The organism is Chryseobacterium luteum, from assembly GCF_000737785.1.
GTDB classification, from domain to species: Bacteria; Bacteroidota; Bacteroidia; order Flavobacteriales; family Weeksellaceae; genus Chryseobacterium; species Chryseobacterium luteum.
Window position 1 is genome coordinate 1 of record NZ_JPRO01000034.1, and the last position, 25,647, is coordinate 25,647.

General features: G+C 38.1%; 21 protein-coding genes. 6 read left to right on the forward strand and 15 right to left on the reverse strand.

Annotated features, from left to right (window positions below):
* From IX38_RS20930 to IX38_RS20945, 4 genes are all read right to left on the reverse strand, one after another.
* The coding region (locus tag IX38_RS20930; protein ID WP_034707947.1) for an efflux RND transporter periplasmic adaptor subunit at nt 1-784 on the reverse strand (784 nt) is incomplete at its 3' end.
* A gap of 240 nt (nt 785-1,024) precedes the next feature.
* Nucleotides 1,025-1,942 (reverse strand): helix-turn-helix domain-containing protein, encoded by a 918-nt coding sequence (locus tag IX38_RS20935; protein ID WP_034707948.1) that lies wholly within the window; start codon nt 1,940-1,942, stop codon nt 1,025-1,027.
* 96 nt (nt 1,943-2,038) lie between these two features.
* Nucleotides 2,039-2,785 (reverse strand): metallophosphoesterase, encoded by a 747-nt coding sequence (locus IX38_RS20940; protein ID WP_034707950.1) that lies wholly within the window; start codon nt 2,783-2,785, stop codon nt 2,039-2,041.
* A 72-nt stretch (nt 2,786-2,857) separates the two neighbouring features.
* The gene (locus tag IX38_RS20945; RefSeq protein WP_034707953.1) at nt 2,858-4,246 is read right to left on the reverse strand and encodes an MFS transporter; all 1,389 of its coding nucleotides are present in this window, start codon (nt 4,244-4,246) and stop codon (nt 2,858-2,860) included.
* 142 nt (nt 4,247-4,388) lie between these two features.
* Here IX38_RS20945 and IX38_RS20950 point away from each other — a divergent pair, with 142 nt between their 5' ends.
* From IX38_RS20950 to IX38_RS20960, 3 genes are all read left to right on the forward strand, one after another.
* Nucleotides 4,389-4,859, forward strand: a complete 471-nt coding sequence (locus IX38_RS20950) for an Lrp/AsnC family transcriptional regulator (RefSeq protein WP_034707954.1) — start codon at nt 4,389-4,391, stop codon at nt 4,857-4,859.
* Nucleotides 4,860-5,365: 506 nt separating this feature from the next.
* Entirely contained in the window at nt 5,366-6,133 is a 768-nt protein-coding gene (locus IX38_RS20955; protein WP_034707955.1) for a methyltransferase domain-containing protein, read from the forward strand.
* 287 nt (nt 6,134-6,420) lie between these two features.
* The gene (locus IX38_RS20960; protein ID WP_084680375.1) at nt 6,421-7,596 is read left to right on the forward strand and encodes a T9SS type A sorting domain-containing protein; all 1,176 of its coding nucleotides are present in this window, start codon (nt 6,421-6,423) and stop codon (nt 7,594-7,596) included.
* 309 nt (nt 7,597-7,905) lie between these two features.
* Here IX38_RS20960 and IX38_RS20965 read toward each other — a convergent pair whose 3' ends face one another.
* From IX38_RS20965 to IX38_RS21000, 8 genes are all read right to left on the reverse strand, one after another.
* Entirely contained in the window at nt 7,906-9,291 is a 1,386-nt protein-coding gene (locus IX38_RS20965; RefSeq protein WP_051884977.1) for a 5-methylcytosine restriction system specificity protein McrC, read from the reverse strand.
* Between the two features lie 3 nt (nt 9,292-9,294).
* On the reverse strand, nt 9,295-11,211 hold the full coding sequence (locus IX38_RS23100) for an AAA family ATPase (RefSeq protein WP_034707957.1): 1,917 nt from the start codon (nt 11,209-11,211) through the stop codon (nt 9,295-9,297).
* 468 nt (nt 11,212-11,679) lie between these two features.
* The gene (locus IX38_RS20975; RefSeq protein ID WP_034707958.1) at nt 11,680-12,180 is read right to left on the reverse strand and encodes a hypothetical protein; all 501 of its coding nucleotides are present in this window, start codon (nt 12,178-12,180) and stop codon (nt 11,680-11,682) included.
* 453 nt (nt 12,181-12,633) lie between these two features.
* Nucleotides 12,634-13,005 carry a helix-turn-helix domain-containing protein gene (locus tag IX38_RS20980; RefSeq protein ID WP_228378016.1) on the reverse strand — a complete coding sequence of 124 codons (372 nt, stop codon included), beginning with the start codon at nt 13,003-13,005 and terminating at the stop codon, nt 12,634-12,636.
* A gap of 200 nt (nt 13,006-13,205) precedes the next feature.
* Nucleotides 13,206-13,949, reverse strand: coding sequence for an HNH endonuclease family protein (locus tag IX38_RS20985; protein ID WP_034707960.1), 744 nt, complete (start codon nt 13,947-13,949; stop codon nt 13,206-13,208).
* A 3-nt stretch (nt 13,950-13,952) separates the two neighbouring features.
* Nucleotides 13,953-15,413 carry an AAA family ATPase gene (locus tag IX38_RS20990; RefSeq protein WP_034707961.1) on the reverse strand — a complete coding sequence of 487 codons (1,461 nt, stop codon included), beginning with the start codon at nt 15,411-15,413 and terminating at the stop codon, nt 13,953-13,955.
* A gap of 151 nt (nt 15,414-15,564) precedes the next feature.
* Nucleotides 15,565-16,287: a siderophore-interacting protein gene (locus tag IX38_RS20995; RefSeq protein WP_034707962.1), complete on the reverse strand. Its 723-nt coding sequence runs from the start codon at nt 16,285-16,287 to the stop codon at nt 15,565-15,567.
* 81 nt (nt 16,288-16,368) lie between these two features.
* Nucleotides 16,369-17,241 (reverse strand): helix-turn-helix domain-containing protein, encoded by an 873-nt coding sequence (locus IX38_RS21000; protein WP_034707963.1) that lies wholly within the window; start codon nt 17,239-17,241, stop codon nt 16,369-16,371.
* A gap of 814 nt (nt 17,242-18,055) precedes the next feature.
* Between IX38_RS21000 and IX38_RS21010 the strand changes: the two genes are divergently transcribed.
* The 3 genes from IX38_RS21010 to IX38_RS21020 all read left to right on the forward strand — a co-directional run bounded on the left by IX38_RS21010 (nt 18,056) and on the right by IX38_RS21020 (nt 22,322).
* Complete coding sequence (locus tag IX38_RS21010; protein WP_034707966.1) at nt 18,056-20,395, forward strand: TonB-dependent receptor; 2,340 nt, start codon at nt 18,056-18,058, stop codon at nt 20,393-20,395.
* A 3-nt stretch (nt 20,396-20,398) separates the two neighbouring features.
* Nucleotides 20,399-21,214 carry a DUF4249 domain-containing protein gene (locus tag IX38_RS21015; protein ID WP_034707967.1) on the forward strand — a complete coding sequence of 272 codons (816 nt, stop codon included), beginning with the start codon at nt 20,399-20,401 and terminating at the stop codon, nt 21,212-21,214.
* A 448-nt stretch (nt 21,215-21,662) separates the two neighbouring features.
* Entirely contained in the window at nt 21,663-22,322 is a 660-nt protein-coding gene (locus tag IX38_RS21020; RefSeq protein ID WP_051884978.1) for a hypothetical protein, read from the forward strand.
* Nucleotides 22,323-22,547: 225 nt separating this feature from the next.
* Here the strand turns inward: IX38_RS21020 and tssD are convergent, their stop codons facing one another.
* From tssD to IX38_RS21035, 3 genes are all read right to left on the reverse strand, one after another.
* Nucleotides 22,548-22,955: a type VI secretion system tube protein TssD gene (gene tssD, locus IX38_RS21025; protein ID WP_034707968.1), complete on the reverse strand. Its 408-nt coding sequence runs from the start codon at nt 22,953-22,955 to the stop codon at nt 22,548-22,550.
* Between the two features lie 204 nt (nt 22,956-23,159).
* The gene (locus IX38_RS21030) at nt 23,160-24,725 is read right to left on the reverse strand and encodes an ABC transporter permease/substrate-binding protein (RefSeq protein WP_034707969.1); all 1,566 of its coding nucleotides are present in this window, start codon (nt 24,723-24,725) and stop codon (nt 23,160-23,162) included.
* Entirely contained in the window at nt 24,722-25,642 is a 921-nt protein-coding gene (locus IX38_RS21035) for an ABC transporter ATP-binding protein (protein WP_034707970.1), read from the reverse strand. The genes IX38_RS21030 and IX38_RS21035 overlap by 4 nt, the downstream gene beginning before the upstream one ends.
* Between the last annotated feature and the right edge of the window lie 5 nt (nt 25,643-25,647).

Sequence of the window (25,647 nt, forward strand, 5' to 3'; positions counted from 1 at the left end):
CAGCATCTATTTTTCCGGTCTGTGCATATTTCTCGCCTCCGGAAAGCAATAAGGAAACAGCCGGCGTATTTCTGATGATTTCGTTGATATTACTTCCTGCCTGCTGTTTCTGGAAGCTGTTAAAATCATTTTCACTCATGCTGAAATAGGTGTAAACCTCATGAATATCGGATAAAAGTGTAATCGGTTCCTGATTGGAAGGCGTCATCAAACTTCCCAGACGGTAATTGAATCTCCCGATAAATCCGCTTACCGGAGCTTTAATGGTAGAAAAATTAAGATTGATCTTTGCTGATTCAATGGCAGATACCGACTGACTTACGGCTCCTCTGGCTGCATTGTAAGCTGCTTCCGCTTCTTTTACCTGGATATCAGAAACCATTTTATTTCTTAGTAATTCCTTTTTCCTGTCAAGATCAATTTTCGAAGTGGAAAGATTGGCCTGCGCTGTGATCAGTGCTGCCTGAGCACTTTTCATCTGCTCACGGAAGATCTGGTCTTCTATTTTGAAAAGTGATTGACCTGCTCTTACATAATCTCCTTCATCTACGAAAATCTTACTTAAATATCCCGTAACCTGCGGTCTGATTTCTACATTGGAGATCCCTTCCACTGATGCCGCATATTCCCTGGAAACAGAAGCGTCTCCCTGCTTCACTTTATCTACCGGAAGTTCGGGGGCCTGCTGTTGATAAGACTGATTTTGATTGTTTTTCCTGCATCCTGCCAAGACGATCAGCGAGAGGAAAAGTATAGTTGATTTTTGAATAAAAAATCTCTGCATAAGAATATTCCTTTAAATTTACCATGCAAAATTCGCTCTAAAAAAATTCAACCGAAATATTCAAAAAACTCCTTATTTTGTCAAAAAGACTCCTAATTCTTTAAAACATGAGAAATATCATTTAATAGCTTTTAATAAAATATACAAAGAATATAATTCTACTTTTTATATCAAAAAATATTAATAATTTAGCAAAAAGACATCAAAGCCAAATATTAACATCATTTAAGATGCTGATTATCAATACAAATCATCTTTTTTATATTCTAATGGCGACCGTCCTGTATGCTTTTTAAAGAATTTACTGAAAGATGCCTGATCAGAAAACTTCAGCTCCACAGCAACATGACCGACATTGAGGTTCGGATTTTTGAGAAGAAGTCTGGCTTCTACAGCCAATACCTGATGAATTATATCACGTGGTGATTTGAACATCGTTTTATTGATTACTTTGGTCAGATATTTACGGCTGATGCATAGTTTGTCTGCATAAAACTGTACATTATGCTCATCTTTAAAATGTTCCCGGACCAGGGTAAAAAAGCTGGTCGTCAGTTCATCCTCACGATGGGTTACCTGATGCGGTTTTTCAATTTTCTTAAAATAATTGTCGATTTCATAGATCACCAGAGAAAAGTGATGCCAGATCATTTCATTGAAGTAATAGTCTTCTTTTTCCGTATTGTTCAGTACTTTCAGTTCATCAGCGTGGAAATTCAGCCTTCTGTAGAGATCAGGTTCATTCCTGATGATTTGTGTAGGATCTGCTGAAAGGCTTTTCAGTACATTATTCGACTTATAGTTAAATCCCGCATCAGAAATAAAATCCAGGGAAAAGAAAATATATTTAGCCCTGTAATCTTCTGAAATCATATCCACCCAGAATATTTCTGAAAAAGGACAGAAAATGATATCACCTTCAGACACACCATAGCTCTTGTCATCAAATCTGAAACAGATTCCTCCCTGCTGTACCATAAAAATGCAGAAATAATCTGAACGGTAAGGCGTATTGAGCTTTATGGCATAATTAGCCTTATCGATTTCAATCACCACAAATTCCTTTATCCTGAGATCAAACTCTACTTCATTAAGAAGTTCTTCAAAAGTAAATAAGGATACAAATTCTACTGGGTCTGTGGTGGACTTTTTAGCCATTAAGGATGAATTAGAGTACGAAATTAGGCTATTTGTATGAATGAGACAAAACGCAGATAGGCTAAAAGACAGAAGAATGAAGAGAAACTACGTTCTTTATACTTCAATAATCAGCTCTTTTTCATAGCCATTATATTTTTCATCAATATAGCCATGCGGATTACAAATAATTTCAGTTTTCCCGATAGGGTATCTGCACGGCGTGTGGATGTGCCCGTGAATCCAGTATAAAGGCTGGTGTTCTGTAATGAAATCTTCCAGATCAGAAGCATAGGCTGCTGTAAGAGGGTCTTCCTTATACAGTTGGGGAACAGATTGTATGCTTGGAGCGTGATGCGTAACTACAATGTTTTTTAAGCCTGAAGAATTTTCCAGACTTCCTTTTAACCACAGCTTCGAGAACTGATGGATCTTAAAAGTATCAATGGTCCGCATCTTTGAATAGGAAGGATCGCGCCGGATCATTTTGTAATCATTCATTTTAGGCTGGCAGATCATTCCGTAGTATAACGGGTTTCCAAAAATAGAAAAGTCTGTCCAGAGCGTTGTCCCATGAAAACGTATACCGTCTATATCTAAAGCTTCATTTTCAAGAACAAAAATATTTGAGCCTTCAGCAGCCTGTTTTATCTTGTTTAAAGTTTTCGGATAGGAACCTTTATAATATTCATGATTTCCCAGAACATACACAACGGGCTTGTTTATTATTTTTGACCTGATCCATTCCACTCCTTTTGTACCCGGCTGCACATCTCCGGCCAGTATGACAAGATCTGCACGGTCAAAAGATAAATCAGTTGATCCGAATTCCTGGTGAAGGTCGCTGATGATCTGTATTTTCATACCGCTAAAATAAAAAGAACCGACATAATAATAACGGTTCTATTTCATAGAGATTATATATTTTAACGTATTTCATGAAACGGCTATTTCCGCCTGCCTGATTTTTAAGCCTTTAACGATGAAATACAGCAGCATTCCAAGAGCCAATAAAGCATATCCCACCAGGATCATCAGGCTTAAATCTCCAACTGCATGCTGAGAAGGAAAGACCTGGCTCATCAAAGTCATGAAAGAAAGACCGATCCCGGCTCCCAGGAAATAACTGGTAGAACTAAGGCTTGATGCTACTCCGTAATGGGAAGGTTCCACGTCCTGGATTCCCATCACCGAAAGCGCGGTAAAGCAGAATGTCATTCCTATTCCTGAAATACATGCAGCTCCCAGCAATACAACAGTCAGCGGATGTCCGGCATACACGGCAATCAGCAGGCATAAAGCTCCGGCCAGCATGAAACTCCAGCCAAAAACACCCATTTGGGAAGAACTCAACCTCCCGGAAACATGAGGCAGTACAAATTTAGCTGCCAACGCAGACATGATACTGAACGGTACAAGCAGAAGCCCGGCAGAAGCCGCACCGTGTCCCATATCCTTCTGAAGCATTAACGAAATAAGAAATAAAAACCCTATGAAAAATGCACCCAAAGTGAAGAAAACAGCATTGGAAACCATTAATGAGCGGTGCTTAAACAACTGTAAATCAATCAGGGGTTGTGACACCGATTTCAATCTGATCAATACAGCTGCAAGAAGCAGAACAGCAAGTACCAGAGAACCGATGATCAGCAGAGGATTTTCTTTGATATGAACCAATTCGTGTGTTCCGTATGTAAGGCTTAGCAATCCTAAGACCAGCAGCATCCCTGATATGAGATCCGTTTTTTGGCCAGCCTCACTTTTTTCATCTGCCGGCAGATACTGATACGCAAAAATCAAAGTAAGCAGGAGAACAGGAACATTGATCAGGAAAACCCAGTGCCAGCTAAAGTAAGTACTGATAATGCCACCCACTGACAAACCGCTTCCGGAGCCAATTGCCGCAAACGAGCTGAAAATCCCGATAGCCCTGTTACGCTCCTGCTCCCCTCTGAAGGTATTGGTTACAATAGACAGGGCGGAAGGCATAACCAAAGCCGCTCCCAACCCCTGAAGTGCCCGGAATACGGCCAAAACCTCGAAGCTTTGGGAAAGTCCTGCACCTAATGAGGTGAGCATAAAAATAAGGGCTCCGGTAAGGAATATTTTCCTGCGCCCGATCTGATCGGACAGTTTGCCGCCTATGATCAGAAATCCTCCGAAAAACAGCACATACAGAGTCTGAAGCCACTGTACAGTTGCTGCCCCAATATGGAACTGCTCCTGAATAGAAGGAATCGTTAAATTAATAATGGCAATATCCAAAGCCTCTACGAAAGTCCCTACCGAGGCTAATATCAATATTAGATTTTTCCTTGTACTCATGTATTCAAATTTCCTGCAAAATTAATTTTTAAAGAACATATGTAAAAATTATACCTTAAATTTGGAACAAATTTACTTTTAAAGTAATTTTAAAAGAACAAAATGCCTATACCAATCAATAACAGGCTTAAAAAAAGAACAAATGACTGCAGAACATTATACTCCCGACGAAAAAGACCTTTCTATCCTCCGTATACTTCAGAAGGATGCCAAAATGAGCGTGCGTGATATTTCCGCCAGGATCAATCTAAGCCCCACTCCTACCCATGAGCGTATCAAACGAATGGAAAAGCTGGGAATTATCAAAGAATACACAGCTGTTGTTGACCGTAAAAAGGTAAACAAAGGGATGATGGTGATCTGCATGATCGCCCTGAATGTCCACAATAAGAAAACGGCCGGAAAATTCATTGAAGAGGTGGGGAAGCTGAAAGAGGTGGTAGAGTTTTATAACATCAGTGGTGATTTCGATTTTATGCTCAAAATCCTGGCCCCGAATATGGATGATTTCCATGATTTTTTTGTCAATAAACTGTCTGAAATTGAAGGGATCGGGCAGACGAAAAGTATTTTTGTGATGAACAGTATTAAGGAAAGCGGGCAGATTTTATAGGTTGTCTGAGTTTTTTATCTCTCGCAGATTTAGCGGATTACGGAGATGATTGTGAATATTGATAAGATGTTTATGTCTGTGTTTGTGTTTAATTTTTTTTGCATATTTATTTTGGAACTTTGCATAGCACTACACATTAAAAAGATCTGCATAATCCGTTAAATCTGCGGGATAATCATTCAGCATCTATCAGAAACAATTAAGATTCTTTTAATAAATTTGTTTAAACATTTTTGTTGGAAAATCGCAAAGGCGCAAAGTTTTAATCTGTATGGATGTTTTCAGGCGCAAGAAAATCAAAGATTTTCAGCAAAAACTCTATAATAAAATGTTAGAAATTTTATCGCAGATAAAATCTTTGCGCCTTAAAACGTCTTTTATAATATCATTTGCGCCTTTGCGATTGGCCAGCTATATAAAATATAAGTTTAAACAGATTTAATATTTAAATATTTTCCTTCTGCTACAGATTGAGTATATTGTATTGACATTTAAAATTACAGAATATGCCCTGGAATCCTGACGTTTACAATCAGTTTAAGAATATCCGTTTCAAACCGTTTTATGATCTTGCAGCGCTTATCACCGACGAAAAAGAGATGAAAGCTGTAGATCTCGGCTGCGGAACAGGTGAACAAACAGCCATCCTTACCGAAAAATTTCCGGATGCTGTCTTTACGGGAATTGATTCTTCCCCCGAAATGCTTGAAAAATCCAAAGCCCTGGAAAATGAGCGGCTTCATTTCAGAATGGCCACAACAGAGGAAGTGCTGGAAGCTGACGAAAGCTGGGATCTTATTTTCAGTAATGCAGCCCTGCAATGGTCTGATGATCACCCGAAACTGTTTCCAAAGCTGATCTCTAAGCTTAAATCCGGCGGGCAGCTAGCCATACAGATGCCCTACCAACCGGGAAATATACTGAATAAGATTCTTTTTGAGCTGGCAGGTGAAGAGCCTTTCCATATTCAGCTTAATGGATGGAACCGCCCTTCTGCCGTACTTACAGTCGACGAATATGCACAGATTTTGTTTGACAGCGGGCTTGAGGATCTGGATTTATCACAGAAGGTATACCCTATTATTGCGGAGGACCACGAAACTTTGTTCAATTTTATCTCCGGATCTGCTTTGATTCCTTACCTGGAAAGGCTTAATGAAACCCAGCAGAAAACCCTCACAACCGAATTTAAACAGCGTATTGCAGCAAATTTTTCGAATCTTCCTGCTATGTATGCTTTTAAAAGAATTCTGATGTATGGACGGAAAAAATAATAGCTGTCTCTTAGCAGCAGGAAAAAAAATTTTATAGATAGATAGATAGATAGATAGATAGATAGATAGATAATGGACAGAATTCCCTATTAACAGGGATTTACGAAGTAATTAGATATTACAAATAAAGTCCATAGATATTTAATATAATACAGCAATCATCCTTTATCATTGATTTTAAATGAATTAATTAATATTTAAAATCACTTAAAGGTGATAAAAAAATATTTCGGATCATAATATTTCATAAATTAGTGATAACTAAAAACCATCAAAATTCAAAATTTATGAAAACATCATTATTATCCATGAAAAATGGCTTGGCTGCAGCTATGATGCTGTTAACAGGAATCGCTAATGCACAGCAATGGCAAGTTACCGGAAACTCGGGAATTACCCCGGCCAATTATGCAGGTACTGTAGATTCAAGGCCCTTTTATCTGAGAACCAACGGAGCGACTTCCAACCCGGGACAAGCCATCCTGAATGAAGCAGGCTCGTTCATCGTTGATGCGACAAACAACTCCAATGTAGCGAAAGTAAAAGGAAGTATCGTAATCGGTATTTCTAATATTCTGGGCTCGCAGGCCAGCAGTTCCCTGGTGAGCGGCTGGGGAAATGACCTCAGTAATGGCGGAGGTGCCAATCTCGTGAGCGGACAGGATAACGTTGTCCTGAATAATGCCGGAAAATCGGTAGCACTGGGCTGGAAAAACATCATCAGAAACCAAAACCAGTTTGCATTAGGGGTAGGCATTGATCTTAAGGATGTGTATTCCGGGGGATTCGGAATAGATCTGGCGGCTACCGGAAACCGTTCTTTTGTGATAGGTTCGGGAACCGGAGGGACAAAACTTACGAATAATATCCCTTCATCCATCATGTTCGGTTTGTCGCCTACATCAACCATGCTGATCAAGGATAAAAGTGTAGGGATTCTTACACTCTCTCCCACTGCCAATTTCCATACAGTAGGAACGGTAAGGCATGAAAATCTGCCTACAGGAAGCGGACTAGCATTGGTGGTAGATGCCAGTGGAAATGTAATGGTCTCCAACACGGCACTGAATAAAATGGGTGCGGCTTCAGAAGAAAAAATCCAGCAGATGGAAGAGCGTATCAAAAATCTTGAAAACACGGTAGAAGAGCTTAAGCAAATGCTACTGAATAAAGGAACCTCATCTGTTACTTCGTCTTCAGACGGAGCCAGACTATCCCAAAACGTTCCCAACCCCACCAAAAACGGAACGAGCATCAGCTATTACCTTCCAAAAAATGCCCAAACAGCATCAATAGAAATTTACAATATCTCCGGCCAGCTGGTAAAATCCCTCCCTTTACGTGAGAGAGGAAGCGGCACGATCACTCTTTCAGGTTCAGAACTGCAATCCGGTACGTATGTCTATAAAATGACAACAGACGGAAAAGTGACAGATTCTAAAAAAATGCTTATCCAGGATTAGATTCTTGATATATTTTTTTCAAAAAACGGCTGAAGAGGATTCTTCAGCTGTTTTTGTGTCATTTAAATCTTAATTTTAACCTGAGTTCAGGATAAGGCATTTTTTTAATGTTATCAAGGAAATTGGAAGCTGGAAAAATGAAATTACTAAGGGCGAAAGCATAATTGCATGACAGTTTTATGAGGAGTATCCTTTTCAAGGTTTAAAACCTTGAAAAGGATACCAACAGTGCTTCAGCCCTTACTCTTCCAGTTATTAGTCTTATCATATTAATTTTCTTAACCCGAACTCAGGTTAATTTATCAATATTTATATATCCTGGGTCCTCGTAAAGGGTAAATCAATTCCCTGCATATACATTTGTCTATATGTTGTTGATGATCTTACTGTTTTTTTATCAATTAAAGCTAAATTCACAGTACAGTCTTCAAACGGATCCTCAATAGTAGTATCGGGATCCTCATATTGAATAAGTTCCGGCAGGTTTTCGGGATAAATAAAATAAGCAGGAATCAACCGATCATCATCAATACCGAGTTCATCATACACTTTACGTAATCTCGTATATCCTGCTAACTGCCTTGCATCATCCATAGAAGGATTGCCGTGCTTATATCTGGGTTTGTATTTTGCATCAACTACCGCTTTTATGGTAGGGCTATTGATGATAAAATCCAATTCCTGTTTATTGAATTTATTATGATATTTAACTTCATCTTTTCCGGGGAATTTTTTCCGCAATTCCTTGAAAACATATAATTCAAACAGCTTACTCATATCTATCCAAAAAGGCGGATGCATACATTTTTCTCTCTTTGAGTTTCGGGATATATTATAGTCCTGAAGCGCAAGTATCTGGTTACCCAGCTGAATGGCTAGGTTATAATTTTTATAAAATGGATTTTTCTCTTTATATTTAAGACTGGTAAAAGATCTTTGGCTAACCTGCTGAAATCCTCCCATACAATATCTCATTATCTGAGACAAGCTGTCTTGAATAGGCTGATGGGGTAGAAAATCATCTAAACAGGAAGCTATACGGGTCATTACAAATTTCAAAAACTGATTTATTTCTATATCATTTCCGAAATTCTGAAATTTACACACCGTTTTTGTAAATCTGTTTTTCAGTATGTTCTGCCTGATCTGCTGTCCTACTAAAACTTTTCCTTTTACTTTATTGTTTAGGTTTTCTTCAACGTCATAGTAAGACTTCTTAAGACCTTTTTTCACAATATCTTTGGTAACGGAAAGAAACTGAGCAATTAAAAATGGGGTTAAGACCGGCTGCAAATGGTTTTCTATTTCAATCCATTCATCATCAAATTTTGTAGTGACAAGATTCTCAAGATGTTCAAAGTTTTCAGGTTCTTTCAGCGCCTCAAGCAACATTTCAATATAGTTTATTTGCTGTTTCACGTTATTGAGCTTAGGCTCTATATAAACAGGAAATCCAAGCTTAGGCAAACGGTCCAGACCTATAAAATATGAAGATGAAATACTGCAAAGATATTGAGGATTTTCATTTTCTTTATTCAGCGACACCTCAACACACTGTCTTTTCTGATGACTGTCAAAATAGATTGTATCCTGAGGAACGTCCAGATCATAATACCCTTTCCAGTCTTTAAGTCTCCGGAAAACTTCTAAATGATCCCGATTATAATATTCAAAATGTTCTGAAATATGAAGCATAATTTAAAGACTTCCCGTCAGGTTGTTAATTTTTTCTATTGCAGATTCTTTTAATATGCCATCTCTTACATATTCTAAAAGGATGGGCTTAATTTCATATATCAGACGCATCTCCATATTTGCTTCCGGTTCTTCCGGTTTTATAAAATATGAATGGCCCAACCAAACATCTTTAGGTTCGAAGTCAGAGGAAAGATATTCTGATCGTAAAATTTCTATCCCTGAATAATCTTCTTCAGGATTATAATCTTTCACAAATAATTGGGATACTTCTGTAAATAATCCGACATCAAATCTATCCTGCAGTTCAGGACTCAAATCTTTTGGAAGTACATCTGCAAATGCAAATCTTCTCCGGATGGCATAATCTATGTGTCCCACGCTCCTGTCTGCAGTGTTCATAGTTCCAATGATATACAAGTTAGGAGGCAGGATCAGCCTGTTATCTTCATCTTCTATTCTATACATGCTTTCCGCTTCTTTTCCCCGGTATTCCAAGGCATAGATCAATTCACCCAGTACAGAGGAAAGATTGGCCCGGTTAATCTCGTCTATAATAAGCACATAGTTTTTCAAAAGCGTTTTTTCAACCCGAGATACCTGAGGCTGATAAATTTTCTTAAAAGCCCTGTATTTCTCAACTACTTTTATAAAATAGGTAGAGTGCTGTCTTGTTAATTCTTCTACATCAGACATCCTTTTAATATCCTGCCTGGTCTCCGCACCATTTTCTATAATTTTTCTGAGTTCGGTATACTTCATATTCAGGCCTTTTTGATGCGCAACCCAATTGTCTCCTCTATATTTAAAACGGGTTTCATCAGCTGAAAACAGATATACAGCATCAGTAATTATATATTTATGCTCTTCATTCTGAGCCATTTCATCTTTTACGGCCTCAATAAAAGCATCGAATATATCATCCTCATCATCAGTAACCTCATATTTGCTGTTCTGTGATGCTTCATAATTGTGAAGAGCACGGGCAGCAAATTTTCCTAAAATCTTATTTTCAGCTTTATATAATATGCCATCTCCTTCGTCATTGGGTTTGGATACAATGCCTCTTACAAAGTCTTCGTAGGTATAGGAAGGATGAAATTGAATCAGCTTAATCTCGTTGGCGTTTTTATGCAGTTTTTTTAATATAAATTTTGCAGAAGCTATTTCATAAGGATCCTGACTATTTTTATTCTGAGGTTGAATATTGTTCTTAATCTCTTTAATACGTCCCAAAATTTTCGAGAAAGTGGCATGATTAGTATCTTTTGCTCCTGAAGAGCTTAAATGCACTTTGGTATCATCTGTACGGGCAACTGTATAATAATCTTCCCTGCCGCTTGCATTTGGAAACTTTTCACCTTCAATCAGCAGGTTTCTGATATCTTCTTCCGTCAGTTCACTTTTGTTGGAACCTGTTATTAGTTCTGCTATTTCTTTGGCCAATTTCGTTTTTCCTGTTCCAGGAGGACCTTGCAGGATAATTTGTTTTTTATATTGAAGCAGTTTTTTTATTTCATCCATCTTTTTATGTTTTAAAGAATTGTTATAGTAAAGATTAATATTCTGAATTATTTTTTCATTGTGAATTTGAGCAATACCCTTTATATAGTCAAATGTAAAATCACTATCTATGGGAATAATTTCAGCATCATAGTAGAAAAGATTGTCTTCGTAAGGCACATCTTTTTCAGCAAATTCATTTTCAACATGCGGCAGTTCATATATTGATTTGCGGAATGATTTTGTTTTAGCGATAGCCAGGGGAGTAAAACCATCGGTAAGAAGTACAAGATTTCCATTGCCAAAGTCTTTATTAATCCAGCTTATCACAATATTATGCTTAAGCAGTACATCATAAAAGAGAGGAAGACCCTGATTTTTTTTGCCCCATCTGCATCCTAATTTCCAATATGTCATTTCAATGCTGGTATTAGTTGCTTTTTGTGGCGAAAAGCAGCGTTATCATGTTTCGATGATGAAAGGTAGGCCGAAGGAATATCCGGTGTGAGTAATATAATCATGGTTAATATTTATTGCCCACAAGTATACCAAAAAAAATTAATTCCTCATTACGGGAAACCACTAGTTTATAAAAAAATTAGCTCAGCATAATTCCGTAACTGCTTATCAGTATTATGCTAACCAGCTACAGTGGGTTTATATAGCTGCCATTGCTGCTGTTTAAGTGCCTTCACCCGGTCCGGAAATGCCCGGAATCGCTTATATAAGTATCTGAGGGCGGTTTAGGAAGTACCGGGAGACACTTCACTAAATGGTTTCAGGGTGTTTTGAAATGCCTGGACCCCCTTGGGTAAGGGGGTCCAGGTACTTGTATAAATGGGTCCGGAAAGTTAGTGACCGGCCTCCGGCACTTCTGTAACCGGCTTAAGCCTTATCAGGACCTGCCGGAGGCGGTGTAGAAGTGGCTGCAGTGGCTGATGTGACAAAGAACTGCCTCATATCTTCATAAATTACATTGGTTCCGGGAACATTTTCCCCTGAAAGAAATTTTATATTCCTGTAAAATGTAATAGCGTTGTGATAGTTATCGTGATCCAGCAGCACTTTGGTATCGGACAGCTGCTCGGTTAAGGAGCTGATGCGCTGCAGCCGGTTCTCTATCTGTTCTCTTGCTGCAAAATCTTTATCGAACTCTGTTTTATCCAGAAAGTTGGGGACAAACTGGGGGTACTGCTCCATATAGCTTTTCGCTTTGTTTACAAAAAGCTTATTCTGCTCTGCAATGCTTCCGTACTGCTGTCTTTCTTCGGGGATAAGGTTGATTGTTTTTCCTGAAAAAACTGCTTCAATAGTCTGCAATGCGGTATCCAGGTTTGACAGCTCTTCACTGGAAAAGTTTAAACTGATTAAATTGTCTAATGCCATGATTGTGTGTTTTTGGTTGTTAATACATTCAAATATAGGGAGTATAAACCATTTAAAAATAAGCAGTTATCAATTTTAAGAGGCTCATTAATCAAATAATAAAAAACAAATAATGGGTTTTTATTTTTGCGGTTTTTTAATGAAAAAAATTAGGAATTAAAGAGGAAAATCAAAAACTCAGAAAAACCATATTCTGATACCCTGCGGATTTCCGTAGCTGAACAGAATCTTAGTGGCTGTTTAAATTTATAAATCCCGTTGATTGGGCAGATTACGCAGATTTTTATAACGAAATAAATCTCCTATGTGCGGGAGGAACAGGTTTCTTTAGTCATTATTTCTGCATCATAATTGTATTGAATACAATTTAAACAGGCCCTTAGCGATCATAAAAAAACAGCTCCATTGAAGCTGTTTTTTTATGATATGATCTGTATTTCCGAAGAAAGAGGATTATCTTTTGGATTTAAGGGTTTTTACTTCCTGTTTAAGTGACTCAACTTGTTCTTTCAGAATTTTAATGTAATCTTGTAAGTTGTCCATGATAGCATTTGGAATATTATAATACTGCTCGTAATAGTTTCCTGCATTAGCATTATCATTAAGGGTAAAGTTCTCATTATTTACTCCACTTAAATTTTTATCTTCTCTAATGTCTTCTACCGGGACCTCTAATGCTCTAGCCAGCTTTTCCCACTCATCGTCAAAGATCCTTACTCCACCACTCTCCTTTCGGGAATAGTTGGAAACGTCTGTTGCAATGATGTTAGACATATATTCCTGTGTGAAGCCTTTTTGCTTTCTTAGATTTCTTAGCTTTTCCATAGTCATGGGCGTGTGTTTTTACAAATATAGAGAAAAATTGGTTTTGGTTTTACTAAAGTCTGAATATAAAACTCACTATCAAGTTGAGCTTATATTAGTGTCAAACCTCTTTAAAATAATGGTATAATTTTCAGAAGAAATTTATCGAGTTTAATGGTTTTGTATTTAGCTAATAATATTAATGTTTATGTAAAAAAAAATTAATTGTAAAAATATCTATAAGCAATTGCATCTTTCAACTTAAGCCCATTACTTAGAAGCTCTGCGTACAAAATAATACCCGTCTTATTAAAAAGCTCTAATGCAACCTTTTTCAACGCTCTTTCTAATCTATTCCTGTTTAAAAATATAGTGTTATCATAATTTTTACGCATATGTCGCCATAATTTCCTGTAATTTACATACTGATCATTTGCCAACCCTATTTTAGTTATTTCATCTTGATATTTTATAGAAAAAATGTAACCATTATCATTATAAGAAAATTCTTTTTTTACATTTACCTCAAAAACAAAAGGTCTTATTTCTTTTGTATCTCTTGTATTATTACACAGCTTACAGCAAGCTAATAAATTATAATAAGATATGTCATGAGGTAGGTTATCCAAAGATGAAGTTGGAATATGCCTCGTCATAACATCAAAATGAATCTTTTCTGTACATTTTACTTTATAATTAGAAAAGATATTATGTGACTGAGGATTGTTTGGATATAAGTGCTCAATAGTTGAAGAATCGTTTTTCTCTAACTCTTTGAGACAATAACAACAAAGACTATTTTGCTCATCAATCAATAAACCCTTAATCGTATTTTTAAAATTTATTGAGAATCCACTATAATTGTACTTCGTATAATTATGTGCTGAAATATTCCATTTGTGTGTTTCAAATTTAATATATTCGGGATAAAATATAGCTTGATGTTTTTTATTAATAAATTCCATAATCTATGATAATTTATTTTGAATAAATTTAGGTATATCGCCTTTAAATAAATCTCTTATTTTATTGAAATATTCGTTGGCTAATTTTTTATCTTCATCTTTTAAAAATTGATACGCATTTATATAAGTATCTAAAAGTTTATCTGATATATCAACTCCCATCACATTTAAAAGATTAGAATTATAGTCCATCGTATATAGGTTTTCAAGCACTTCATCAGAATATTTGCCATGATCTCTTTCTAATTGTATAACTTTAGTTGCTTCTTTATCTGCAAAAAAATTACTTAATATAATTGGAGAATGAGTTGTTATTATAAACTGTAATCCTGGAAAAGTTTTTCTAAACCTCTCCACAACTGTCTGTTGCAAACTCGGATGTAAATGAAGTTCCAATTCATCAATTAAAACCAAACCATCAAAATTTTCCGTTTTCCCGTTTAGAATATACCATCTATAAGCAATATCATATACAATATGTATTAACCTTTGATAACCCATCGGTAATGATTCTTCATTATACATTCCTTCATTAAAAGAATCTTCTTTACCAAAATTAAAGAAAAGATATTCTTCTTTCTCTGTTCTTCTTTTTTTGATGTCAAAAAGGATTAAATCATCAGCATCAAATTCATTAACTCTGGAAAAAAACAGCATTAACCTTTCTGTTACAAAATCAAACTCTTCTTCAAACTTCCATGTCTGTGAGTTTTTTCTTTCTTTACTTAATTGTAATCGATTTTGTAGAGAAATAATCTGTGCATCCAATGTCGCAAAATCATGAGTACTAAAATTGGATCTTCTTGATTGTAATGATTCGATGTCTTTAATTAAATCTGATATAGTCTCAGTATCTTGCAAAATTTCATTTAAAATATATTTTGTACGGAGAAACCAAGATGACACTACACTTCCATCACTATTCCAAAGAAAATACCCTGCATCTCTTGGAATAACATTAGACTTTGTAATTATTCTATTGAAGCTATTTACAACAGCATTTCCTGTCTTTTTTTTATGCGGATAGCAATCACCATAAAAACCTAATAAAGGTAATTGTGATGTAGCCTTTAGATGATGGGTTTCAAATTTCTTTTGAGCATTCTTATATAACGCAGAATGAATCTTACCTTTGTATTTATCTTTAAAAAACCTCCAGCTTAGTTCCTTATTATCAAAAATAACATCATATTTAATATTAGTAGGCCACATAAAACCTTCTCCATTCTCTATAAAAGTTGTATCCCAATCATTTAAGCCTTCTACTTTATTACCATTATTCTTAATGAGTTTATTACCTTCTACATTAGAGAAAATAAATGTCATCCCCTTTCTAATCGCACTTAAAAGAGAAGACTTACCCGTACCATTTTTACCAATAATAATAGTACAGTCAGAACCAAAATGAAAATCATTGTCCTGATAACATCTATAGTTTTGCAGTTTAACAGATTTTAGTTTCATAGACTACTATTTAAGTTTAGACTTTTCAAATGTATTAAAAGTCTGGTATTTATAATTGTTAATTATTTTACGGTTATCAAAGATAAGGTTAAAGATTTTCAGCGACAAATAAGTATTATAATTCCGTTAATTATAAAAATCAATATCCCCACTACAACCCCTTCTTCCCCTCTATCCAATACGCCTGCGATCTGATACATTTCCCATCCACGCCCTTCGCTTTAAGAAACTTCCGGATTACAGACATCGTATTTCCGTTTCCTGTAAGATAGAAAACCGCTTCGTTGTTGTAAATGGCTTGTTTTTCTTCTTGTAAAAACTCCTCCAAAACTTCCATAGTGCTCTGAATGTCGTTTTTGGGAGCATGATATCCGTACAGTCCTAATTCTTTCAATGCGGCAGGCTCTTCAAGTTCATGAAGACAGACAAATGTACCGCCGATCTCCTCGGCCGCTTCTTTGATGGAAAGGGAACTCCCTAAGGAAGTTTCATCGCCTATGGAGAAATGAATTTCTGCGTTGGGTTCAAAAAAACGCTTTCCCCTTGGTAGTAAAATTTTTGTAGTGTCACCTACTGAAAGACTATTGGCAAAACTGCTTCCCACAGAACCGGTATCATGAAGATGAAATATCACATCGAAAGTCCCAGCCTGCTTATTAAAATTGAAAGGTGAATAATTCCGGTAATCCCTCTCGGTAACCCTTATTCCTATCGCATACGCAGGTTCGAAATGAACATCTTCCAGGTCGGAAGCAAACCGGATAAGGCGAAGATCTGTTGAAAGGTTTTCTGTATGAATAACGGTGCATTCTTTAAATTTTGAGGACATGACATTTTCTAAAGTGTCATTGATCCATTTTGGTAAGCTTGGCATAAAAAATTTTAATGCAAAGGAAGCCGCAAAATGAATAGGGAACGATAGCCATATCAGGGAATTAATTGGACAATTCGCGGTTTACCCTCTCTTCCTGTTTTTGTCCCGGAATTGCGATGCCGGACAGCCTTCCGTCTTAGAAAATAAGCGGGAAAAGTACGTATGATCGCTGTACCCCAATTCGTACGCAATTTCTTTTACGCTAAGCTGGGTGAAAGATAAGAGCCTTTTGGCTTCTATCAATACTTGCTGGTGGATCCAGTACTGTGCAGATCTCCCCGTTACCTCTCGGATAACCTCGGTGAGATAACCCGGTGAAATATTCAAAAGGCCGGCATAGGCTGATGGACTTTTCATGGTTTTAAATTCTTTCCTTACAAGGATTCTGAATTTTCTGGTCAGCTGGGCGGCACGGCTTTCACCGGATGCTTCCGTATGGTTTACGCCTAAAAAAATAAGAGTAAACAAGCCTGTAAAAGCATTCACTAATGACCGGACAACAAGAAATCCCTCTTTGCTGCCCAGCATTTCTTCTGTACAGGACATCTGAAGGATTCCGGCACAGGCATTGAGCTTTTCAGTCCAATTTTCATCAATGGAAACCGGATGTATGTCAACCAAAGATTCCTCAAAAACCGACCGCACGGCGTCTGAAAGCAGATCTGCCTCCACTGCCATAAACCATCCCGTGACCTCTTCAACCAGAATTCCCTCGTGAACCTGTCCCGGAAGCAGAAAAAAAACGGAAGTACTACACATCTCTATCATCTTGAAATCAACCATCATTCCGGCTCTTCCACTTTCCAGAAATGCAAAAATATAATGGCTGTCCCGGTGAATCCCTTTATCGAAAAGATAGTCTTCCGCACTCATAGTGCGGCTTTCAATTCTTTCGATCAGGATACCATGCCGGGTAATGCTGTTTAAATCGTAAGTGGGAATGGTCTGTTTCATATTTTGGAATCGGTTTACAAAATTATTTATTTCCGGATACAGTTTGAAAAAAAATGCTTCATTCTAATTTATTTTAAAAGAAGAGGGGGTTTAAATTTTTAAAATCCCGCTGATTGGGCAGATGATGCAGATTTTTATAACGGAATTTGTTTAATTTTTCTTGTTGGACAATCGAAAAGGCGCAAAATTTTTTAAACTGTATGGATGTTTTCAGGCGCAAGAAAATCAAAGATTTTCAGCAAAAAATCTGTAATAAAAAGTGAGAAATTTTATCTCAGATAAAATCTTTGTGCCCCTGCGATTTTCCAACTATAAAATATAAGTTAAACAGATTTACCAAATAAATCTGCGTAATCTGCCAGATCTGCGAGAGAGAAAACATGGTATTACTCAAATAACATGCAATAAAATAAGTCCGGTAGCGGGATTTTGCTATTTTTGTATTCCCGGAAGCGGGATATTTCTGCTTTTCCCAGGATAACGATACAAAAACTATGAACCGAAACCAGATGCCGACCATTAAACTGTACAGGAAAAAACACGATGAAGGAGATCAATGCTGTCTCAAAAATACCTTCTCCTATCTTCAAAACATTCAATACACCTGCTTTTAAGGACTGAAGAATAAAATATTCCGGTTCAGGATGCGATATATTTTTCAATGTCAGTAATATCGTTTGATTTTTTACGTTTGACAGTAAACCGCAAACCATTTTACCTAACATTAAAAGTTTTATTCATCTAATTTTTTTCCTTAAATCAACTTAAATATTCTATTTGGCAGATTTTTACTCCATTAAAATTTTAAACTCAAATGCAAAAATTGTTTTTTAAAACTGCCGTCACCGCCGCTGTACTCTGTTTCAGCTCCATGGCGCTGGCGCAGCAGAAATACTCAGTAAGCGGTACTGTGAAGGACCATAAGAATGGCGAACTGCTGATCGGGGTTACCGTAAAAGTAAGCGAAGATCCGTCTATCTCTGTGGTTGCCAATGAATATGGCTTTTACTCACTGTCGCTTCCTGAGGGAAGTTATACAGTGATCGTTTCGTATCCGGGTTACCGTGATTTTGAGCTGCCTGTAAAGGTTGAGCAGAATACAAAGCTGGACCTGCCGCTCGATCAGGAAGAAAAAGGGGATGAAAAGGTGGGAAAAATTGATGAAGTCGTTATTTCGGGGATCAAAAAGGATAAAAACCTTACCTCGGCCCAGATGGGAACTGAAACTTTAAGCATCAAGAATATAGAAAAGCTGCCGGTTTTATTCGGGGAAAGGGATGTCATGAAAACGATACAGCTTTTACCGGGAATCAAGAGCAACGGGGAAGGAAGCAGCGGATTCAGTGTAAGAGGCGGAGCTACGGACCAGAACCTGATCTTACTGGATGAAGCGCCTGTTTATAACGCTTCGCATCTATTGGGATTTTTCAGTACGTTCAACAGTGATGCACTGAAAGATGCCAGCATTATCAAGGGAAACAGCCCTGCCCAGTACGGAGGACGGCTTTCTTCTGTGATGGACGTTAAGATGAAGGATGGGAACAACAAGGATTACAATGTGAATGGAGGCATCGGGCTGATCAGCAGCAGACTGAGTGTGGAAGGCCCTATTCAGAAGGAAAAATCTTCATTTATCGTTTCGGGAAGAAGAACATATGCCGACCTGTTTCTTAAAACAAGTGATGAGTATAAGGACAGTAAGCTGTACTTTTATGATCTTAATCTGAAAGCCAATTATCAGATCAATCAAAACAACCGCCTTTATCTGTCCGGGTATTTCGGAAGAGATGTTCTGGGATTGGGCGATACGTTCTCCACAGACTGGGGAAATACAACCGCTACACTGCGTTGGAACAGCATCATCAGCAGTAAGCTGTTTTCCAATACTTCATTAATTTACAGCAATTATAATTACAAAATCAGCCTGAAAAGCAACAATAATACTTTTGGGTTAAATTCCCAGATCGAGGACTGGAATCTTAAGCAGGATTTTACGTGGTTTGCCGGAAACAAGCATTCGGTACGTTTCGGGCTTCAGTCTATTTACCATACGATCACCCCGAGCAGTGCTTCCGGTACGAGTGTGAGCAGCTTTCCGAGAAATCCTAGAAAGTCATGGGAAAATGCGGTGTATATCAATGATGATTTTAAAGCCACTGATAAACTGACCGTAAATTATGGCTTAAGGCTTTCTACCTTCAGTATTTTAGGCGGTGATACCTATAATACGTATGACAACGGAGTGATTACAGACAGCAGGTTTCTGGAAAAGGGAAAATTCGGGAAGACCTATTTTAATCTGGAGCCGAGAATTACTGCCAATTACCGTATCAATGAGGTAAGCAGCATCAAGGCAGGATATTCCCGCAATACGCAGAACCTCCATCTTCTGAGCAACAGCAGCAGCGGAAATCCTACGGACCAGTGGATAGGAAGCAGCTACAGCGTAAAACCTGAAATAGCCGACCAGATCAGTGCCGGATACAGCAGAAACTTCAACAACAACAATTATGAACTGAATGCGGAGATCTATTATAAATCCATGCAGAACCAGATCGACTTTAAAAACGGTGCCCAGATCACGTTTGATACGGCAGCAGATGTAGAAAGTGAATTGCTGTACGGTAAAGGAAGAGCCTACGGACTGGAACTGATCGCCAAGAAGAAAAGCGGAAGACTGACGGGATGGATCTCCTACACTTTGTCTAAAACGGAACGTAAAATAAACGGGATCAACGATAATGACTGGTATAATGCCAGAATGGATAAAACCCACGACATTTCTATCGTTGCCACTTACGAGCTGAATAAAAAATGGTCTTTATCCGGATTATTCCTTTACAGTACAGGAAATGCCGTTACCTTCCCTACCGCAAAGTATGAGCTGAACGGGCAGACCATATTCCAGTACAGCAGCAGGAATGCAGACCGTATGCCTGCCTACCACAGGATGGATCTGAGCGCCACCTATGAACCGGAATCCACCAAACGTTTCAAAGGTTCCTGGTCATTTGGCATTTATAATCTCTACGGCCGTGAAAATGCCTACACGATTACGTTTGAAGACAATCCGAACAACCCGGGAACAACGCGGGCTATGCAGACTTCACTGTTCCGCTGGGTACCCAACATCACTTATAATTTCAAATTTTAGATCATGAAGAATATCATTTTTATCATATTATCGCTGTTTTTACTAACTTCCTGTGAAAAGGAGATCGATCTTGACCTGGATGACAGGAGTGGAAACATCGTCATAGAAGGCAATATAACGAACCAGCCGGGACCTTATACTGTAAGAATCACGAAGTCCGTAGCTTTTACCCAAAGCAACCAGTACCCTGCAGTTACCGGTGCACAGGTTGTTTTAAGTGACAATACGGGGCAGACAGAAACCTTACAGTATGTGGGTGACGGAAATTATATAACTACAGCTTTTGCCGGGGTGACGGGCAGAACATATACCCTGAAAATACAGGCTGAAGGAAAACAGTATACAGCGCAAAGCACAATGCCCGAAGTTGTCAACCTTGATGGCCTGATGCAGGATTCTTTTACTTTCGGGGGCGAAACTACCTATACTCTTTTACCGGTTTTTACTGATCCTGCAGCGCTGGGCAACCGCTATCTTTTCAATTTTACGATTAACAGTATGTCCAAAAAAACATTTGAAGTATTTTCTGACAATATTAATAACGGATTGGTTAATCAAAGACCTTTATTCCTTCCGAATGAGGACACGGATGATGATCCCACCGACCATAAGGTAGTGCCCGGAGATACTGTTTATGTAGAAATGCAGTCTATTGACCATACTATATTCACCTATTATTCTGCTCTCCTGGAGATTTCAGGGGACGGCGGAGCCGGCGGGGGTGTTACTCCTTCCAATCCTCCAAGCAATATCAATAACGGTGCTTTGGGCTATTTTTCGGCGCATACGGTGCAGAAAAAAAGTATTGTGATTCAGTAGATTATTATAATCAACCTGTATAAAAAGGCTATTCCTAATGATTGGAGTAGCCTTTTTTTAGCTATACCATTAAAATTATCTGAATTTCTCTTAATCTGAATTTGGAGTAAGGATAAAGTAAATACAATGACAGACAAGGATTTATAAAGTATTCTGTTGATTTTTAAGTTAAACAAAGCCGTTTCACTTAAGTAATACATGGGAGATATTCCGTAATTTTTTCTGAAAAGGTTTATCCGGGCTGATTTGGTGTAATTCACGTTTACAGAATTACAAAAAACGCCTGAACAAATTAATAAATAACTGATAAACAAATAATTAATTTTAATAGGTATTTCTACCGAAGGTGATTTTTGGTTGTTTACACTCTAAAATCCGGATCTTTTTCTTCGTTCCTTTGAATTGTTCAATAAGTAAAGATTTACAAAACCAACCAAAAAACAAAACTATGGAAACAATTCAAATTACAAAAACCGAAGTAGGCTTCAAAGATCCGTTCGAACGCGTTATTTCAACAGCAAAAGCAGGAGGAGAAGCCAAAGAGTCTTATTCCATTGAAGTGGCAGGAGAAGGACAGCTTACAGGGCTTTCCTACACTATACCGCCATTCACTCAGGGAAGAATCACAGCTTCTCTTCAGATATCTGCGATGTCCAGCCAGGATGTAAGAAATCTGAATGACCTGGCAATAAGCATGCTGAATGCCACCTACAAGGAAGAGGTTAAAGAATACGAAAAAACATCGGCAAGTGCCAATCTGTCTGTCTGGACCTGGTTCTTCGGCGGCGGCGGTGCTTCTGCTTCTTATGAAAAAACAAAGGAATCTATGAAATCCAAAGGGCTTACGGAAGCTCAGATCACAACATTAATGGATGCTTTTCTTGAAAAGGCAAAGCAGATGTCTACTGTAAATATTGACTTCTACGTGAATAATTCAGCCAATGACTTTTCCGTTTCGGGTGACCTGTTTCTGTATACTGTTTCGGGAACGATCAAAACTGAAAAAGGAACGTCGCAGTACCGTATGCTGGCCGACCAGGCTTCTGCAGGCAACCCTCCTCCATCAGGCGGCGGAGCTCCTTCTTCGGGAACCATTAAACTGAACTAACTATAAGTTTATATAAGATGATTAAAATCCGGAACGGTTTCACCGTTCCGGATTTTAATATAATAAATGCCGTTTTTTAGTAAATGTCTAAATCTGCAATCCTCAATTTAACAGGGAAATCAGCCGGCACCTTCTGTTAACTATATTATAAACAAAAAAAAGACAGAACGGTATCCTAATCTGGATAACCATTCTGTCTGATATTTTCAATTTAAGAAAGTATTCTTAAGAGCTAGGCCACTCTCCTTTGTAAGAAGAAGTTCCAAGATCTATCTGTTCTGCACTGATTACGAAAGTAACATACATACTGTTCTCATCTATTGCATTGAAATCCACTTCATGCTGGATCACGTATCCGTTCTCCCATTTCAAAGTGGTTAATGTACCTTCTTCGTGAGATTTGTTGAACGTTACCTCTCCGCTTGTAGGCTTATATTTTCCGTTCAGAAGACTTTCCAGAATGTCTGATTTTTCAGTAGCTTCCACTGTGATTTTGATAAGAGCATTAGAAGGATCTGATGCTACTCTTCCCGATACATCTGTGGAACGTGATACGCTGTAATTAAGTTTTAGTAATTTCTGCCCTTCACCTCCATTGAATTTTAAGATTCCTCTTGAATTTTTTTCTGCCATGATTGTAAATTTTAATCGTTAATATTTTGTGATCTGGTTTCTATGTCACCAAATATAGAAGTAGTAAACGTATAAAAAAGGGATTTAAGCATTAATCTCAGAAAGTGTAGTACTACTACTACTAACGACCGTTAGGTTTTTTTGCTGCTAAAAATCAAATAATTACCATTAAAAAAAGAATCAGGTTCATTCCGGACGGAACAATTACTTTGATCCGAAATATTTTTTAAGGTCTGAAATATTTTTTATTTTAAGCTCCTGAGACTGTGTCCTGCGCATCATCAGCGCGTAAGAATTGTTAAAACCAAGAGGCTTTAACCACTGAATTCCGTACTGCTTTCCAAATTCCGAATTAACATAGGCATACGTTTTATCAGCGCTTTGACTTACATCTTCAAGGGTTTGCGGTGATGGTTTTAAAAGGACCAGAAGCCCGGTTCCCGTATATTCAGGATAGAAATCAATGGCATCATTCATCAGGGCATCGAAACAGATCTTGGTACCTCCCAGCCCTGTTTTTGTTTCCACTTTATAGTCTGTGTAGCCTTCAATAAGCATTTTATACATTTCTGCAAGAATATACTGCTCACCAAAGATCTTTGAGCCGATCCGCACTGTTCCGGAATTTCCTTTTACTGAATTTTTATATAAATTATTTTTAATTAAAAAGTCTTTTGCAATTTTTTCCGGTGTCTGTTTCAGGTAATCTGATTTATAGTTCAGATCAGTCATAACCGAATCGTTGAATTTACCCGCCAGTTTATTTAATGTTTCTTCCAGTTCAGGAAATTTTTTCAGTGTTTTTGTCTTGATGATCGGTGCAGCATAATACGGCGGAAATATTTTTTTGTCATCATTCAGGACGTACAGATCAAAAGCTTTGATCCTGCCATCGGTAGAATATCCACTGATGAGATCCAGCTCTTTTTCGTAAGCCGCTTTGTACATAATGGCATCATTGACAACCACAGGATTTACATTAAGCCCATACACAGAACGCAAGCCGAGATCCCCATCCTGCCGTCCCATAAATTCAGGCGTAAAACCTGCTTTAATTTTATTCCCCGAAACGGAACTGAATACATAAGCTGCCCCCACAATGATCAGGACCGCAGGAATTATATATTTTAATTTCTGAAACAACCGGTATCCTGATTTCTGTACAATGGCAATACCCTGATCGAGCAAAACAGCCAGCAACGCAGCAGGAATGGCACCGGCCAGGATCATATTGGTATTGTTCAAGGAAATTCCTCCAAAAATAAATTCGCCCAAACCGCCTGCTGCAACAAATGACGCCAATGTGGCTACTCCCACATTGATAACGGCTGCCGTTCTGATTCCCGCAATGATAACGGGCATAGCCAAAGGAAGTTCAACTTTAAAAAGAAGCTTCCGCCTGCTCATTCCCATTGCTGTTGCCGCTTCAATAACGGTGGGACTTACTTCTGTAATTCCTGTATAGGTGTTGCGGATAATGGGTAAAAGAGCGTAAATCAATAAAGCAATAATAGCCGGCCTGGCCCCGATTCCAAAAGCAGGAATCATGAACCCCAACAGCGCGATACTGGGAATGGTCTGCAAAATACCTGCAACCCCAAGCACAGGACCTGAAAACTTCCTTTTCCTGGCAATGAGTATGCCCAAAGGGACACCGATAATAATAGCCAGAATTAATGACAGAAATGTGAGCCCGAGATGCTGTACAACCTGGGTAAGTAATTTTTCCTGCTGCTCAATAATAAACTGCCAAAGACTTTGCTGCGTCATATGATCTGTAATTTTCTGTACTCATTGAATGCCCTGATCAGGGTTTCATAATGTTCTGTATTTCTATGACCGGAACTTAATTTCTGCAAAGCATCCCAGACACCTGTATTTTCAGTAAAACCAAATTCACTGTATGTGTTTTCTGAATTAAGGAAAGTATCCAGGTCTTTCAAAACTGCTGTTTTATATTCAAGCAGAAGCCTGTTTTCTGCAAAAAATTCACTGACAAAATCATTTTGGGGATGATAAAGCATTTCCTTTGGTGTTCCTGTCTGTATAATTTTTCCTTTATCCATAAGACATATCCGGTGTCCCAGCTCGAAAGCCTCCTGTACATCGTGCGTGACCAGTATGATGGTTTTATTTTTAAGCTCCTCCAGTGATTTAAATTCTGAATGAATATCCGCTTTGGTGATGTTGTCCAGTGCACCGAAAGGTTCGTCCATCAGTAAAACGGGTGTATTGGCGATCAGGGCCCTTGCAATCCCTACTCTCTGCTGCTGTCCCCCGCTCAGTTCACCGGGAAACCTTGAAAGCACATCTTCCGAAAGGTGAAGTTTGCCCAACAGTTCATGAGTCCGGTTTTCTGTTTTCTTCCTGTCCCATTTCAATAGTTCCGGAACTACGGCAATATTCTGTTGAATGGTGTAATGGGGAAACAGCCCGGAATGCTGCATCACAAAACCAATTCCCATGCGTAGTTCTTCCGGTTTTTGGTCACGGATATTTTTGCCGTTGATCAATATATTCCCGGAATCTGCTTCTATGAGACGGTTGATCATTTTGAGAGTGGTCGTTTTACCGCATCCGCTTGTCCCCAGAAGCACGAGGATCTCCTGATCATGAGCCTGAAAAGAAATGGTATCCACTGCGGGTTTTCCGTTAAAATTCTTTGTAACTGATTCAACTGTAATCATCGGCA